Origin of the sequence: Dactylosporangium sp. NPDC050688 (assembly GCF_040654515.1) — a bacterium.
In the GTDB taxonomy this organism is placed as follows: domain Bacteria; phylum Actinomycetota; class Actinomycetes; order Mycobacteriales; family Micromonosporaceae; genus Dactylosporangium.
In genome coordinates this window covers 1-15,449 of sequence record NZ_JBFAIC010000124.1, presented here as the reverse complement: position 1 = coordinate 15,449, position 15,449 = coordinate 1, and the positions used below count along the sequence as shown (strand labels likewise).

Sequence of the window (15,449 nt, the reverse complement as noted above, 5' to 3'; positions counted from 1 at the left end):
CGGCGACACGTGCCAGCCCGGCACCCCACACCACGGGACAAACCGGGCAAGCCGAATCACTTATGAGGGACTAAACCGCTCTGACGGATCGAGGCCGAGAACGAGAAAGCGCACGATGCGGCTCCCAATGAGTGAGGCGTCGACGCACAAGATTTGCGTCGCCCCGACTGTATGGCGGGGAGCATCACATCGAAAGTCGACAATCGTCCGGACGGCTGATTCATTACGAAGGCGGACGGTATCACTGTTACCAAAGTCGTAGTGCATGTTTCATTGGTCGGAAGCGGCACCGGCGCAGAAGCGGCATAGTGAAATCAATGAGGCCGACAACGACCGAACCCGAGCCGCTGACCGCGCTGCTCGACCGCGAGTCCGCCCACTACCGCATCATCGACCATCTGCCCGAGGGCCGCACGGAAGCGGCCTCCAGACTGCGTGGACATCCGCTCGGCGCCGCCGCGAAATGCCTGGTCCTGCGGCTGAAGACCGGCAAGACGCGCCGGTACGTGCTCGTCGTCGTACCGGGTGACCGGCGGGTCGACATCGCAGCGGTGCGCGACCTCTACGGCTCCCGCAACGCCGCCGTCGCACCGGCCGACGTCGCCGAGCGGCTCACCGGCTGCGTCTCGGGCGCCATCCCGCCGTTCACGTTCCACCCGGAATTGGACCTCGTCGTCGACCACGGCCTGACCGGCCACGACGAGATCTACTTCAACGCCGGCGTCCTGGACCGGTCCCTCGCCCTGCGCACCGAGGACTATCTGAGAGTGAGCCGACCTCGCGTGGGGGCCGTGGCCGCGTCGACCGGGGACTGAGCCGGTGACGTATCGCGCGATCGTCCTGCGGCTGCAGGCGGCCCAGGCCGTGAACGGCCTCGGCGACGGACTCTGGTTCACCATCTGGGCCATCTTCTTCACCCGCATCCAGGGCATTCCCGCCGAGAGCATGGGCCTGGCGGTGGGTATCGGCGGCGCCGTCGGGCTGCTCGCCGCCACCCCGGCCGGCGTTCTCGCCGACCGGCACGGCCCACGCGAGGTGCTCGGCGTCGTCATCGTGCTGCGCGGCCTGGCGATGGGCATGTACCTGCTCGTCGGCGGGTTCTGGTCGCTGCTGCTGGTCACGATCTGCTTCACCGCGGTGCAGAGCTCCGGTGCCGGCATCCGGGTGGCGCTCGTCTACGGGCTGATCCCGGCCGACAAACGCATGCGGGTGCTGGCCCAGTCGCGGGTGGTGCAGCACATCGCCTACGCCGCCGGTGCCGGCATCGGCGCCGTCGTCCTCAGCGTCGACACCAAGTGGATCTTCGTGGTGGCGGTGCTGGCGAACGCCGTCACCTTCCTCGTCACCGCCGGGATCACGGTACGGGTGCCGCACGTACCGGCCGTACCGGCCGAACGCCGCCGCGGCAACACCCAGGCGATCCGCGACATGCCGTACGTCACGATCATGATGTCCACCGCCGTCCTGGCGTTCTGCTGGTCGATCCTGTCCAGCGGCCTCCCGCTGTGGATCATCGGGCACACCGCTACGGGGGCCTGGGCCGCGGCGCTCGCGGTCGCCCTGAGCTCGATCCTCATCGCCGCGTTCCAGGTGCAGGTGAGCAAGGACAAGGGCGACATCGCCAAGGCGGTGCGCTCGGCCCGGCTGTCCGGCGCCGCGCTCGGCATGTGCTGCCTGGTGTTCGCGCTGGCCGCCTGGCCGACCTCGGCCCTGGTGGCGACCATCGTCATCGTTGCCGGCGTCTGCGTGCACGTCGTCGGCGAGCTCTACTACGTGGCGTCGCGCTGGTCGCTGTCGCTGGGCCTGATGCTGCGCGACGCGGAGGGCCAGTACCAGGGCGTGCAGGCCAGCAGCGAGGCGATCGCGGTCGCCGTCGGCCCGGCCGTGGTGACCATGTTGGTGACCGGTCTGGGCAGCACCGGCTGGGTGCTGCTGGGCGCCATCCTCGCGCTGTCCGTCGTCCCCACCGGCCCACTGACGCGCTGGGCGCTGCGCAACCCCGACCGCGTCGCCGCCACACCCGCAGCCGCCACACCCGCGACAGGCACGCCCGTAACCGCCGACGCCGTAACCGCCGCGCCCGCAGTAGTCACGCCCGCGACGGCGGCGCGCGCAACGGCCGGCGCCGCGCCGGTCGCCGGTGATACCGAGCGAAAGGACAGCGTGTGAGCATCCAGGTCCCCGCCGCGCCGCCGACCGCAGCACGGCAACCGACGCCGGTCCCGCTGCCGTGGGAACCGGCCTCCGTCGCCGTGCTGCGACTCGCCGGGTTCCCCTTCCGCTGGCTCGACGACCTCGCCGAGCCGGCCGTGACCGCCGCCGCCGACCGCCGCCGCCGCGCCGCCGAGCGGCTCGAGGAGCTCGCCGCCCGCGCCGGCGATCCCGTCCTGCGCGCCGCCGTCGCCAACGCCGCCGACCGAGGCGTGCTGCGCGCCCTGCACCGCCGCCGCCCGTACACCAGCCGCACCGAACAGCCGAGCGCCCCCTTCGCCGCACTGCTGCCCCGCCTCGAAGCGACGCTCGACGAGCACACCGCGGCCGAGACGGCCCTGCACGACGCCTACACCGCAGCGTGCCAGGCCACCGGCGCGGCCGTGATCGAACGCTTCCGTGCCACGCCCGCGCTGCGCGACATGCTGCTGGTCTCCAACGAGGACGCACACCCCCGCTTCATGTCCTGGCTGGACAAGTTCGACCCGACCCGCGCCCTGACCAAGTCCGACCGCAACAACCTCGCGACCCTGGTCCGCTACCTGCAGCGCGTCTGCGGCAAGAACGACACCACCAGCCACTTCGGGCCGCTGGCGACCGCCCGGCTCGACCCGGCGCGGACCGGCGTCGACTGGGCGCCGACCGGGCTGCGCCGCCACACGATGCTGTCGCGCTGGGCCGCCGACGCGATCGCCGAGAGCATCTTCGACGACCTCGAGGTCCGCCAGCGCCTGCGCCCCCGGCAAGCACCCGGCGCGCACCGCGACGGACGTACCGTCGAGGTCGCGGTCCTCGACCAGCACCTGATCCTCACCGACGTGCAGGCAGCGACCCGGGTCCGGCAACCCGTCGAGCTCAGCGACGCCGAACTGGCGGTGTTCGCCCGGTGCGACGGCGACACCGACGTCGCCGCCATGTCCGCGGCCCTGGCACCGGTTGACGTGTGGGCCACCCTGCAGCAGCTGGCCGACAAGGGCGCCGTGCACGTGCGCCCCGAACTGCCCTACGGCGCCGAGGACGCGATCGGCGCACTGCGCGACCTCATCGCCGGGCTGCGCGCCGGGCATCCCGCACAGGCGCTCTGCGACGCGCTGCGCGCCGCCGTGACCACCCTGCAGGACTCCCCCGCCGCCGAACGGCCCGCCGCCCTCACGGCACTGAAACGGACCTTCACCGAGGCGACCGGGCAGCCGCCGGTGCGCGCGATGAGCGGCTTCTACAGCGACCGGAGCGTGTTCCACGAGCACTGCCGCTGCCTGCCCGACGGGCTCACCGTCGGCGCGCCGGTCGTCGCGCGGATGAGCGGCGAGCTGGCCCTGCTCTACGACATGTTCCTGCTGCGCCCCCGCTGGCGGCTGCGGCTGCAGCACACCGCGCTGGCCGGCTGGTTCGCCGGGCGGTTCGGGTCCGGGCCGGTGCCCGTGCCGCGGTACCTCTCGGCCTTCCTCGCCGACCTCGGCACGCTCGGCCCACGCTTCGAGGAGATCGAGCGGCGGGTCGCGCGCATCGGCGCCGCCATGGAGTCGGCGCTGCTGCCCCCGCACGACGCCGGGCACCACGTGCACCGGGTCGACCGCGGCACCGTCGAGGACCTCGTGCGCCGGCACGGCATCGCCGAACCCGCCATCTGCAACCCTGACCTCATGGTGGCCGCGCGCTCCCGCGCCGACCTCGCGGCAGGCCGGCTGCGGCTGGTGATCGGCGACCTGCACGCGATGGACGACCACCTCAGCCACGGGTCGATCGCCCCCTTCGTCGAGCAGGCGTTCCCGGACTACCGCGACGAGGTGCTGCGCCGGTACCACACGCTGCTCGCACCGGGTGAGCAGCTCGCCGACGTCACCCAGCACCACCTCAACAAGACGTTCCCCCGCATCGAGCTGGACTGCGTGGACATCGAGGCGCACGACCGTTCACCCCGCCCGGCCGGCGCCCGGCTGCGGCTCGGCGAGCTCACGGTCGCCCACGACGGCGACCGGCTGCGGCTGCTCGCACCCGGGGGCGGGGCACTGCGCCTCGTCGTGCCGCCGCACGCGTGGCCGATGCTGCGCATGAACCCCTTCGCCGTCTTCGGCTTCCCGACCGACACCGACGGCGCGGCCGTCGAGGGCGCCGGGCGCACCCACCTCCCCCGCATCGAGGTGGGTGACGTGGTACTGCAACGCGAGCTCTGGCGCGTGCCGGCCGCCCCGCTCGCGGCGAAGGACCTCGCCGCCGAGCCCGGCGCGTTCGAACAGGTGCAGCGCATGCGCGCTGCCGTCGGCCTGCCCCGGCACGTCTTCCTGCGCTGCCCCGGCGAACCGAAGCCGATCTACTGCGACCTTGACGCCCCGCTGCTCGTGCGGCAGCTGACCCGCATGGCCGGCGGCCTGCCCGCGGATGCGACGATCACGGTGAGCGAGATGCTGCCGACACCGGACGAACTGTGGCTCGACGACGGCAACGGCGGCCGCACGAGCGAGATCCGCTACGCGGTCTTCGCCGCCCCGGCGCCCTAAACCGCGGCTACACCTCGGCTGCAGCCCGGCTTGCCACCGTAGCGTCATGACGTTGACATCCGCCTCCGACCTGACGTCGTTCGTCCACGGCGAGCCCGACGCCGTCCGGGACCGCCTGCTGTGGGGCATGCGCGACGTACCGTTCCCGCCGAAGCCGATCTCGCTGCACCCGGTGCTGCTGCCCGCCGGCGTGTACACCGAGCTGCACACCGCGGCCGGTGCCGTCCTCGACGCGCTCGTGCGGGTCGCGCGGCGGCTCGGCCGGGACCGCGACGAGCGGCTCGCGGCGCTCGGCATCGACCCGGCGACCACGCCGCTGTTCGTCGCGGACGAGGCGTGGGAATGGCGCTACGCGGCCAGCATCGCCCGCCCGGACGCCTTCGTCACCCCCGACGGCATCAAGTTCATCGAGTACAACGCCGGCGGCGGGGTCGGCGCCGCGGTGCAGACCCAACTGCTCGCCGACGCGTGGGTCGACGACATCTACGCCGGGCGCGGGCTGTTCGCCTACCGTCCGTTCGAGGCCCGCGCCGACATGTTCGAGGCGATGGCCGCCCGGGAGGGCACCGCCCGCGCCGTGGTGCTCATGGGCAGCGTCGCCGACCTCGTCCGCGGCGTGTCGAGCACGCGGTACTTCGACGCCGAGGTGGACCACCTGCGCCGGCGCGGCATGGACGCGGCCTTCTTCGAGCCGTCCGACCTGCTCGACGGGATCTTCGAGCCCGGTGGGCGGCTGCGGTACCCCATCGGCCTTCGGCACTTCACCGTCCAGGAGTGGAGCGAGCTCGGCGTCGACTGGTCACCGGTCGGCACGGCCATCGAGGCGGGCTGCCAGCTGGTCTCGTCGGAGACGTCGTCGCTGCTGTACAACAAGAAGCTCCTCGGCGTCGCCTCCGAAGGCCAGCCCGGGATGAACGACGCCGACCGGGAGCTGCTGGAACGCTACCTGCCGTGGACCCGCATCGTCGGCGACCGCGAGGTGACCTACGACGGCAGCCGCCACGCCCTGCCCGAGCTGCTGCACGCCCGGCAGGAGCGGTTCCTGCTCAAGGGCGCCACCGGCATGAAAGGCGAGCAGGTCCTCATGGGCCGCGACGCCACAACCGCCGAATGGGCGGCCGCCATCACCGAGGCCGTCACCTCCGGCGAGTGGGTCGTGCAGGAGCGCGTCGAGTCGCTGCGGTTCCCGATGACCGTCCGCTACGACACCGGCGCCGTCGCCACCGACCAGGTCGCGCCCGTCCTCGGCCCGTTCGTCATCGGCGGGCAGCCGGCCGGCTGCCTCGCCCGCTACTTCCCGGACGGCGCCGACGGTGTCGTCAGCGTCGAACGCCACGGCGCCGCCCAGAACATCGCCGTCGCCGCCAACCGTTAGGAGCCACCATGACCACCACGACGCCCACATACCTGCTCGGCGCCGACACCAGCGAACGGCAGCGCATGCTCATGCAGGGCGAGATGTTCCGCCCGGAGGCCCAGCGGCTGCTCGACCGCTGCGAACTGCCGCCCGGCGGACGCGCGATCGACATCGGCTGCGGCCCGCTCGGCGTCATGGACCTCCTCGCCGACCGCGTCGGCCCGACCGGCACCGTCGTCGGTCTCGACGCCGAACCGCGCATGCTGGACCTGGCCGCGCAGACCGCAGCCGAGCGCGGCCTCGCCAACGTCAAGCTGCTGACCGCCGACGCGGCCGCCACCGGCCTGCCCCGCGACTCGTTCGACCTCGCGCACACCAGGCTGGTGCTCATGAACGTGCCGGACGCCGACGCGGTCCTCGACGAGATGGTCGCCCTGGTCCGCCCCGGCGGCACCGTGGCGGTGCAGGACGTCGACTGGGTGTCGCGGATCTGCGAGCCGCCCCACCCGGCGTGGGACCGCATCAAGTCGCTCGTCGACCAGCTGTGGCGGACCAACGGCATGGACGTCCGGCTCGGGCGCCGCCTGCCGGGCATGCTCCGCCGGCGCGGCCTCACCGACCTCGGCGTGGACGCCGTCGCCCGGGTCTTCCAGGAGGGCGACGCATACCGGCTGCTCCTGGCCGACCGGGCAGAGCTGTGCCGGCCCGCACTGCTGGAGCACGGGCTCACCGCCGCCGCGGAGCTCGACGACATCATCGGCGAGCTCCGCGAACACCTCAGCCGGCCGGACACCATCGTCCTGCACGCCACCCTGTTCCAGGCGTGGGGTCGCAAGCCCGTCCGCCCGTAGCGTCCGCCCCGCCCCGTACAGCACCGCCCGTACGGGGCGGGTGGACGATGCGTGGCCAGCCGATGTCCTTGACCCGTGCGCCGTCCCCGCCGAAACTGACTGCAACGTTTGGTGTGTGGGTAGGGGTGGCGTCGGTAGGACGGTGCTTGATGAGCGAAGGGCTCTACTCGCACGCGAGGCTGTACGACCTGATGTTCCCGGGCGGCGGACCCGGAGCCGACTTCTACCGGGTCGAAGCAGATCGGCAAGGCGGCAGCGTGTTGGAGCTCGGGTGCGGCACGGGGCACAAGCTGATCCCCATCGCTTCCGACGGGCGTCCGTGTGTCGGCCTGGACTTCTCGCCGGACATGCTGGCTGAGGCGCGGCGCAAGGCGGACGAGCGCGGCGTCGCGGTGGAATGGATACAGGGCGACATGCGGGCCTTCGATCTGGGGCGCACCTTCGACTTCGTGTTCATCGCGGCCAATTCCCTGCTGCACCTGCATGCCGCTGAGGACCTGGTGAGCTGCTTCCGGGCGGTGCGGCGACACCTCGCGCCCGGAGCACGGTTCGCCTTCGACGTGTTCAACCCGGACGTGCACTTCCTCGCCGGAGCCGACGGCGTACGGCGGACCCGGGAGTCGTTGTCGTTCACGGATCCTGATCGCGGCAACGTCAGCGTGGACGTCTCCGACACCTACGATGCGCCCGCGCAGGTGACCCGCGGGACGTGGTACCTCTCGACCGACGCCGAGCCCGACTTCGTGGTCGCCCCGCTGCACATCAGGAGCATCTTCCCGCAGGAGCTGCCGCTGCTCCTCGCGCTCGGCGGCCTTCGGCTCGCCGAGCGCTTCGGCGACTGGACGCGTCGGCCGTTCGGCGGAGACTCACCGCTGCAACTCTGCGTCTGCGAGTGAACAGGATCCGCACACCCGCTCACCCCGACCGGGGCGTCAGCCGTTCGATCGTCCAGACACCGAACAGCGAGTCCCAGGGCGTCGCCTCGGCGTCGTCGTCGTCGATGAAGTCGACGTCCGGATCGGTCGCGCTGACCGCCTCCCACAAGGCGAGCACCGGATCGTCCGGCAGCACGAGACCCAACCCGGTGGCCAGCGCGACCTGGAGCTCGTCGAGGTCGGGATACCACCGCTGCTCACCGTCGGCGAGCCAGGACCGCGCCCGGCGCATCTCGTCCAGCCGACCGCCGCCGGAGAATCCGAGCAGGTCACGCCAGTTCGGTACGGCCACCATCGTCGCCAGTGCACCCGCCAGGCTCGACCCGACCAGCCCGGCGCTGCCTTCCGACGTCGCGTACAGCACGCGCCGCGCCGGCGTCGGCGCGCCCACGAGAAAGTACCGTCCCCCGGTTCCGTCCACGGCGATCGCCTGCAGGCTCTCACCCGACGACAACCGGGCCGCGAAGGCACCGGCATAGGCCAGGTCCTCGACGTCGAAGTCGACCAGCTCCCGGAGGATGCCGGAGAGGTCCGGCGTCTCCGCCAGCAGCTGCAGCACCACCGCATCGTCGGGCACCGGCCGAGGGTACCGCCGTCCCGACTGCTCGCGAGCCGGACCACCGCACCGACGCCGCCGGGCGCTTCGCGGCGCGAGGTTAAGGTGCCTCCCATGGACGCTGCCAAATCCCCACGGGACGGGCTACCGCGAATGGTCGTGCGGCTGCTCGCGGAGCACGGACACCTGGACCTGCTGCGCCGCGAGGCCGAAGACGGCGACTACGAGTGCGCCGAAGCGCTGGCACGGCTGCTGCGGGCCCGCGGCGAGCCCCCGGCGGCAGCCCTGATGTTGCTGCGCCCATTCGTCGGTACGGACTGGGCAGCGCGGGTCGTGGACGACTACGCCGGGTACCTCGCGGAGTCCGGCGACGTCGACGCGGCGATGGTGATGCTGCGCCCGTACGCCGACGAGGGCCAGCTCGAGGCCGTGGAACGCCTCGGGACGCTGCTGATCCGACAGGGCCGTGCCGACGACGTGCTCGCCATGCTGCGGCAGGGCCTCGATGACTACATGTACCCGGTCGACGTGCCGGTCGAACTGACCCGCGGCCTGGGCCGCGACGACGAGGTGATCGAGCTGCTGCGGGCGCGGATCGACGCCGGGCGGCTCGGCCTGGAGAGCCTGCTGGCCTCCGTGCTGGAACGCGACGGCCGGCTGGAGGAGGCGATCGCCGCGGTGTCCGACAGCCTTCGCGAAGGCTCGTACGACGTCGCGGACGCCGAACACCTGGCCGATCTGCTCGCCCGCCACGACCCCGCGGCGCTCGCGCAGTACGCCGCCGGTGATGACCGCAACGGACGCAGGTACGGCGCGCATCGACTCGCCCGCTGGCACGAGGAACAGGGCCGCATCGACGACGCGGTGGCGGTGCTGGCGCCCCGCGCGGCACGGGTACGCCGCATGCATGAGCAGCACGGCCTGCCCCACTACGCCGCGGCGGCGGAACTGGGGCGGGTTGTCCGCCAGGACGAGCCGTTCCTTCTGGCCGACCTGCTGGCCCGGCACGGTCGGGTCGACGAGGCGGTCACCGTGCTGCGGACGGCGGCCGTCGCGAAGCCGTCCCTGCTGCGCCCGCTGTGCGTGCTGCTGATCGAGCACGACCGCCTGGACGAGGCACGGGCCGCTGTGGCCGAGGTCGTCGCCGAGGTCTGGCCGGACCCGGTCAAAGTGCGCCTGGAATGGATCGAGGCGTTGGTCGAATGTGGTCGTTACGAGCAGGCGATCGCCGAGCTGCGAACGGATCCCGAGGTGGGCAGCGGGTACGCCCGCGAACGCCTGGCCGCACTGCTGACCGACCACGGCCCACCGGACGAGGCCATCGCGATGCTCAGCCCGGCCGCCGAAGGATGGCAGCGCATGCTGTTGGCGAAGGCGTTGATCCGCGCGGGCCGGGTCGAGGAGGCGATTGCGGCAGTCGCCAGCGAGCCACGGAACTGACCCTGCGCCTGCCGAAAACCTCATCCGCCCTGGTGAAGGCCCGCGTACAGTCGTCGTGCTCGACTCCGATCCGTACGCTGCGAACGCGCGGCTGGGGATCGCCACGGCATGATGTCAGCCGTGCTGCGACTGGCCTACCTCGGCGTGACCAACGCGTTCGCCATGCTGCGCCTACTGCCGATGAGCAACCGGGACAAGGACGCGGAGATCCTCGCGTTGCGCCACCAGATCAGCGTGTTGCAGCGGCAACTCGGCTCCCAGAAGCCACCATTTCACCCCAGCGACCGGGCGCTGCTGGCTGCGCTGCTCCATCGGCTTCCGCTCGGCGTGCTACGTAACGTGCGGCTGCTGGTGCGCCCCGACACGGTCCTGCGCTGGCACCGCGACCTGTTCAACCGACGTCACGCCGCCCGGTCCCGACCCAAGCGCCCTGGCCGACCGCGCACCGTGCACTCGATCCGCGTCCTGGTGCTACGCCTGACCCGGGAGAACCCCAGCTGGGGCTACCGCCGGGTGCACGGCGAACTGGTCGTGCCCGGCATCAAGGTCGCCGCCTCCACGGTCTGGGAGATCCTGCACGACGCCGGCATCGACCCAGCACCCGACCGAACGGCCACGACCTGGGCCGACTTCCTACGCTCCCAAGCCGACGCCTTGCTGGCCTGCGACTTCCTGGAAACGATCACCCTGACCGGGGCACGGATGTACGTGTTCGCCGTGATCGAGCACGCCAGCCGCCGAATCCGCATCCTCGGCGCCACCGAACACCCCAGCGCCGGGTGGGTGGTGCAGACGGCAAGGAACCTCGTCATGGACCTCGAAGACGCCGGCTGCCGGGCACGGTTGCTGATCCGGGACCGGGACGGCAAGTTCCCCGCCCTGTTCGACACGATCCTGCGCGATGCCGGCATCGAGGTCGTGCTCAGTGGGGTTCGGATGCCTCGGATGAACTCGATCATGGAACGGTGGGTGCAGACCTGCCGACGCGAACTGCTGGACCGCACGTTGCTCTGGAACCGGCCGCACCTGCTACACGCCCTACGGAAGTTCGAACAGTTCTATACGGGCACCGTCCGCATCAGGGCATCACGAACACCCGTCCGATGCATCTGTCACCCGTACCGGCCCTGGACCCGGACAGGCTGACCCGCCTCGACAGCCTCGACATCCGAAGACGCGATCGCCTTGGCGGCGTCCTCCACGAATACGAACATGCCGCGTGACCTGCACGGATGAAGTTTTCGGCAACCGCACGGTCCGATCAGCGGGCACTGCCCGGCATCGAGCCGCCCTGCCGGGGCACGACGAGCGCCGACCGGGTCGATGACGTGAACGGATGGCGCCTCGACAGCAGCATTCGTTTCGGACACGGGCAACCAATTTCGACTCAGACCCTCTTGTTGCAGCCGGGGGTGAACGGTGGTCGCTGGTCGATTCCGAGGCGGTGAAGCTTGGCCCGTACCTCGTCGGCTCCCGGCACGTCCAATTCGGTCATCAGGTTCAGGGCGCGGCGCCACGTGGTGGATGCAGCGGCGGGATCACCGGCGGCAAGGTGGGCGTCGCCGAGGTGGTTGCTGACGATCGCCTCGTGCACGCGGTCTCCGAGGTCGGCGAACAGGTCGAGTGCCGGCCGATAGCAGGCGAGCGCCGCGGCCTGCACTGCTTCGGCAAGCGCCTCGTCGTGGCGGGACTGGCCGGCGTACGCCACCGCCAGGTAGCGGTGCGCGCAGGCGCGGGCAGAGCGGTTACCCAGTCGGCGGGCAGCCTCGGTCGCGAGCCGCTGCGTGGTGATGAGGGTTTCCCAGTGGCCGCACCGGTTGCTGAAGTCCGCCAGCGCCCAGGCGATCTCGAAGGTGTAGGCGTCGAGCCCGGCCTCGGTCGCCTGCTGGACGGCGGCCAACAGCACGTGTTCCTCGGCGGAGAACCACGCCAGTGCCGTGGCGGCATCCTGCATGTCCTCTGGACCGGCACCTGGTTCGGGCTCGGCCAGCGCGAACCTCTCCTGCCGCGGGGCCAGCCGTTCGGTGGCGGTACGGGCGGTGCGGCTGTAGTGGTCGAGCAGTCGCCGCTGGGCGGTCGCGTTGTCGGCAGACGGGCCTTCACCCGCGGCCAGATCACCGGCGTACGCGCGGATCAGATCGTGGAAACCGTGCCGGCCGGGGGCGGGCTCGGTGAGCAGGTGCAGCCGGGTGAGTTCGGCCAGCAGTGGTCGGACCTCGGCGACGGGTACACCGGCCAGGCTTGCCGCCGCGGGCGCTGTCGTCTCCGGTCCGGCGTGCGACCCGAGCAGCCGCAGTAGCCGCGCCGCCGCCGGACTGAGCCGCCGGTACGACCAGGACAGTACGTCGCGCATGTCGCCGCCGGAGGCACCGACGGTGAACACATCGAGGCGGGCCCGGACGTCTCGCAGTTCGGCAGCCAGTGCGGCCAGCGTGAACTCCGGATGGGTCGCCGCGCGGGCTGCCACGATCGTCAGCGCCAATGGCAGTCCGGCACACCCTGTGAGCAGCTGCGCCACCGCCTCCGGTTCGGCCGCCATCCGGCTCTCGCCCAACCGGTGGGTCAGCAGCTCGCGGGACTCGGCCGGGCTCAACATGTCCAGTGGGATCGGCAACGCGCCCTCGATCGCCACCAGCCCGTCGAGACGGTCGCGGCTGGTGACCACCGTCGAGCAGCCCGGCGTCCCGGGTAGCATCGGCCGCACCTGCTCGGCATCCCGGGCGTTGTCAAGTACCACCAACACCCGCCGCCCTGCCAGCACGGTGCGGAACAGCGCTGCCCGCGCATCAACGTCGGCCGGGATCCGCGCGGAAGGTACCCCGAATGCCTCCAGGAACCGGTGCAACGCAGCGGCGGGAGCGACCGGCGGGAGCGCCGGGTCGAACCCTTTGAGGTTCACGTACAACTGGCCGTCTGGGAACTCGCGGCTCGCGCGGTGTGCCCAGTGCAACGCGAACGCAGTCTTGCCGATGCCGGCCGGCCCGGTGATGACCGATACCCGGGCACCTGCGCCGGCCGGCCTGAGCGGCTCGACCGGCACCGCAGGAAGTGCGCCGCTGCGGGCCTGGCGTGCGAGCAGCTCGTCCTGACAGCCGAGCAGGACGGTTCGTCCCGCGAAGCCCACCACGTCGGCCGGCAGTTGCCGCGGCACGGGTGTGGCGGGGCTGGCAGCGGGGCTGGAAGCCGCCAGGAAGGCAGCGGGCCGGGGCGGAGTCAATGCCGGATCCCGGTTGAGGATCGCCTTTTGGAGCCTGACCAGCTCGGCGGCGGGTTCGATCCCGAGCTCGTCAACGAAGTACCGTCGCGCAGTGTCGTAAGCGGCGAGCGCGCCCGCGATGTCGCCGGCCTGGTAGCGGGCGCGCATCAGCAGTGATTGCGCGTGTTCGCGCCAGGGGGCGCCGGCCACGACCTCGCCGACGTCGGTGAGGACCTGATCGGGCTGGTCCAGGCCGAGCAGTGCCTCCGCATGGTCCTCGGCTGCGGACATCCGTTCCTCGGCCAGCGCGTGCCGCCATCCGGTCAGCAGCCTGCCGCACGGAAGGTCGGCGACGGCGGGTCCCCGCCAAAGCCCGAGACCTTGCTGCAGCTGATCCGCCGCTGCCCGGAAATCGTTACGCTGCAACGATTCCCGGCCGCCTGTGACCAGCTCGCGGAACTGCCGGAGGTCGAACTCCGCGTCCGCTACCGCCAGCTGGTATCCGCTGCCCCGCCGGAGCATCGACGGCGCATCCGGCCACGCGGCGAGCAGCCGACGCAGGTTACCGGCGTAGAGCCGGACGTTCGACTCCGCCGACTGCGGTGGCTCGTCGCCCCAGAGCTCGTCGACGATGTGTGCGACCGGCACCACCATGTCGCCGCGGAACAGCAGCAACGCCAGTAGTAGCCGTTGCTTCGGCGCCCCCAACGACAACGGGCCTGTCGTGACGTGCAGTTCCAGCGGACCCAACACCCGGATCTTCAATTGACACCACCCCCGTGCAGTTGCCGCCATCGAGCCTACGAACGGCGGCGGTGGGTGTGTAGGGCCAGAAACCGCGGTCCTGGACCGGGCCAGTCACGTCCCTGTCTCAATCGAACATCTGACGCAACCGGGCCAGTCCTTCATCGATCCGGTCCACCTCGACCAGTCCGTAGCCGAACACGATGCCCTGCGGTGGTGGTTCGGCAACGGCGTAGTTCGACAGTGCGCTGACGCGGAAGCCGGCTGCCGCCGCGGCACGGACCAGGTCACGGTCCGCTCCTGGTACGGCCGGATGCAGCCAGGCGGTCAGATGCAGGCCGGCGGGTGCGTCGATCGGCGCCAACCGGCCGGTGAAGTCCCGGCTCAGGCAGGCCAGCAGCCGTTCCCGGCGTCCCTGGTAGATACGACGCATCCGGCGCACGTGCCGGGCCAGCAGTCCCCGGTCGATGAAGGTCGCCAGTGCCGACTGGATCGGCCCCGGCGAGTGCCAGTCGGCCAGGAACTTCGCCGTGCGCAGCGCGTTCTGCAGCGATGGCGGGGCGACGCAGAAACCCAGTCGCAGCGTCGGCAGCAGTATCTTGGAGAATGATCCGATGTAGACGACCCGGCGGCCCTGATCCAGGTTGTGCAACGGCTCGAGGGGCCGGCCGGTGTACCGGAATTCGCTGTCGTAGTCGTCTTCGATGATGACAGCGCCACTGCGCCGGGCCCAGGCCAGCAGCGCCAGCCGGCGGGCCAGTGACATCGGATGCCCCAGCGGGAACTGGTGGGACGGAGTCACGTAAACCAGCCGGGCACGAGCCGGCAGCGCGTCAACGACGAGCCCTTCACTGTCGACCGGCACTGCGACGACGTTCGCGCCGAGCGACGTGAAGGCCAGGCGCGGCGGCGGATAGCCGGGGTCCTCCACCGCCACGGTGTCACCCGGTTCCAGCAGCACCCGGCCGATCAGGTCGACCGCCTGCTGGGCACCGCCGGTGACCAGCACCGCATCGGCGGTTGCCGTCACGGCCCGGGACAGCCCGACGTGCCGGGCGATCGCGGCCCGCAACGCCGGATGGCCGGCCGGCTCACCGTACGCGCTGGTCCGGGTGGCCGAACCGCGCACTTCGCCGGCGAGCAGCGCCCGCCAGGTGGCGTACGGAAACAGACCTGCGTCGGGCATCCCTGGCCGGAAGTCGAACTCGGCGGGCCGGGCGGACAGGTCCGGCGGCCGCGGCACCGCGTCCCACCACGCCCGTGGCCGGGGCACCGGCTCGTCGGTGAACTCGGCAAGCGCCGGCGGGTCGAGCTGTGCCGCGCTCACACTGACGTAGGTGCCGACCCCGGCCCGGCTGCTGAGGAAACCCTCCGCGGTCAGCCGGTCGTAGGCGGAACTGACCGTGTTGCGGGCGACCGCCAGCCGGCTCGCCAGTTCGCGGGTCGATGGCAGCGGCGCGCCGGCGCCGAGCCGTCCGGCCAGGATCGCGGCCCGGATCTGCTGGTAGATCTGCCCAGCCAGATCCTCCCGGCCCACCAGGCTTACGTGGACGTCCACGCCCACACAGTAGTGTGCGTGCCTGGCGGCCGGGACGAGGAGCGGCTGCGCAGCGACCTGGCCAACAAGGAGTCCCCGGTGACGCTCGCGTCGCGGGCCAAGC

At 71.6% G+C, this 15,449-nt stretch carries 11 protein-coding genes; 8 read left to right on the top strand and 3 right to left on the bottom strand.

Features of this window, described 5'->3' with window-relative positions; all coding sequences use genetic code 11:
- Positions 1-317 precede the first annotated feature (317 nt).
- The 6 genes from AB0H83_RS50180 to AB0H83_RS50155 all read left to right on the top strand — a co-directional run bounded on the left by AB0H83_RS50180 (position 318) and on the right by AB0H83_RS50155 (position 7,813).
- The gene (locus AB0H83_RS50180; RefSeq protein ID WP_360110581.1) at positions 318-815 is read left to right on the top strand and encodes a YbaK/EbsC family protein; all 498 of its coding nucleotides are present in this window, start codon (positions 318-320) and stop codon (positions 813-815) included.
- 4 nt (positions 816-819) lie between these two features.
- The gene (locus AB0H83_RS50175; RefSeq protein ID WP_360110579.1) at positions 820-2,169 is read left to right on the top strand and encodes an MFS transporter; all 1,350 of its coding nucleotides are present in this window, start codon (positions 820-822) and stop codon (positions 2,167-2,169) included.
- The gene (locus AB0H83_RS50170; RefSeq protein ID WP_360110576.1) at positions 2,166-4,709 is read left to right on the top strand and encodes a lantibiotic dehydratase; all 2,544 of its coding nucleotides are present in this window, start codon (positions 2,166-2,168) and stop codon (positions 4,707-4,709) included. Before AB0H83_RS50175 ends, AB0H83_RS50170 begins: the two co-directional genes overlap by 4 nt.
- A 46-nt stretch (positions 4,710-4,755) precedes the next feature.
- Entirely contained in the window at positions 4,756-6,084 is a 1,329-nt protein-coding gene (locus AB0H83_RS50165; protein ID WP_360110573.1) for a hypothetical protein, read from the top strand.
- Between the two features lie 8 nt (positions 6,085-6,092).
- Complete coding sequence (locus tag AB0H83_RS50160; protein ID WP_360110570.1) at positions 6,093-6,917, top strand: methyltransferase domain-containing protein; 825 nt, start codon at positions 6,093-6,095, stop codon at positions 6,915-6,917.
- Between the two features lie 62 nt (positions 6,918-6,979).
- Positions 6,980-7,813, top strand: a complete 834-nt coding sequence (locus AB0H83_RS50155) for a class I SAM-dependent methyltransferase (RefSeq protein ID WP_360110568.1) — start codon at positions 6,980-6,982, stop codon at positions 7,811-7,813.
- Between the two features lie 19 nt (positions 7,814-7,832).
- On the opposite strand, the gene AB0H83_RS50150 is transcribed toward AB0H83_RS50155, so the two are convergent.
- Entirely contained in the window at positions 7,833-8,429 is a 597-nt protein-coding gene (locus AB0H83_RS50150; RefSeq protein WP_360110565.1) for a hypothetical protein, read from the bottom strand.
- 93 nt (positions 8,430-8,522) lie between these two features.
- Between AB0H83_RS50150 and AB0H83_RS50145 the strand changes: the two genes are divergently transcribed.
- Entirely contained in the window at positions 8,523-9,848 is a 1,326-nt protein-coding gene (locus tag AB0H83_RS50145; RefSeq protein WP_360110562.1) for a hypothetical protein, read from the top strand.
- 120 nt (positions 9,849-9,968) lie between these two features.
- Positions 9,969-10,994, top strand: a complete 1,026-nt coding sequence (locus tag AB0H83_RS50140; protein WP_360110559.1) for an integrase — start codon at positions 9,969-9,971, stop codon at positions 10,992-10,994.
- A gap of 241 nt (positions 10,995-11,235) precedes the next feature.
- Here the strand turns inward: AB0H83_RS50140 and AB0H83_RS50135 are convergent, their stop codons facing one another.
- Together AB0H83_RS50135 and AB0H83_RS50130 are read right to left on the bottom strand one after the other, a co-directional pair.
- The gene (locus AB0H83_RS50135) at positions 11,236-13,809 is read right to left on the bottom strand and encodes a BTAD domain-containing putative transcriptional regulator (RefSeq protein ID WP_360110556.1); all 2,574 of its coding nucleotides are present in this window, start codon (positions 13,807-13,809) and stop codon (positions 11,236-11,238) included.
- A 106-nt stretch (positions 13,810-13,915) separates the two neighbouring features.
- Positions 13,916-15,346, bottom strand: coding sequence for a PLP-dependent aminotransferase family protein (locus AB0H83_RS50130; RefSeq protein ID WP_360110553.1), 1,431 nt, complete (start codon positions 15,344-15,346; stop codon positions 13,916-13,918).
- Positions 15,347-15,449 lie beyond the last annotated feature (103 nt).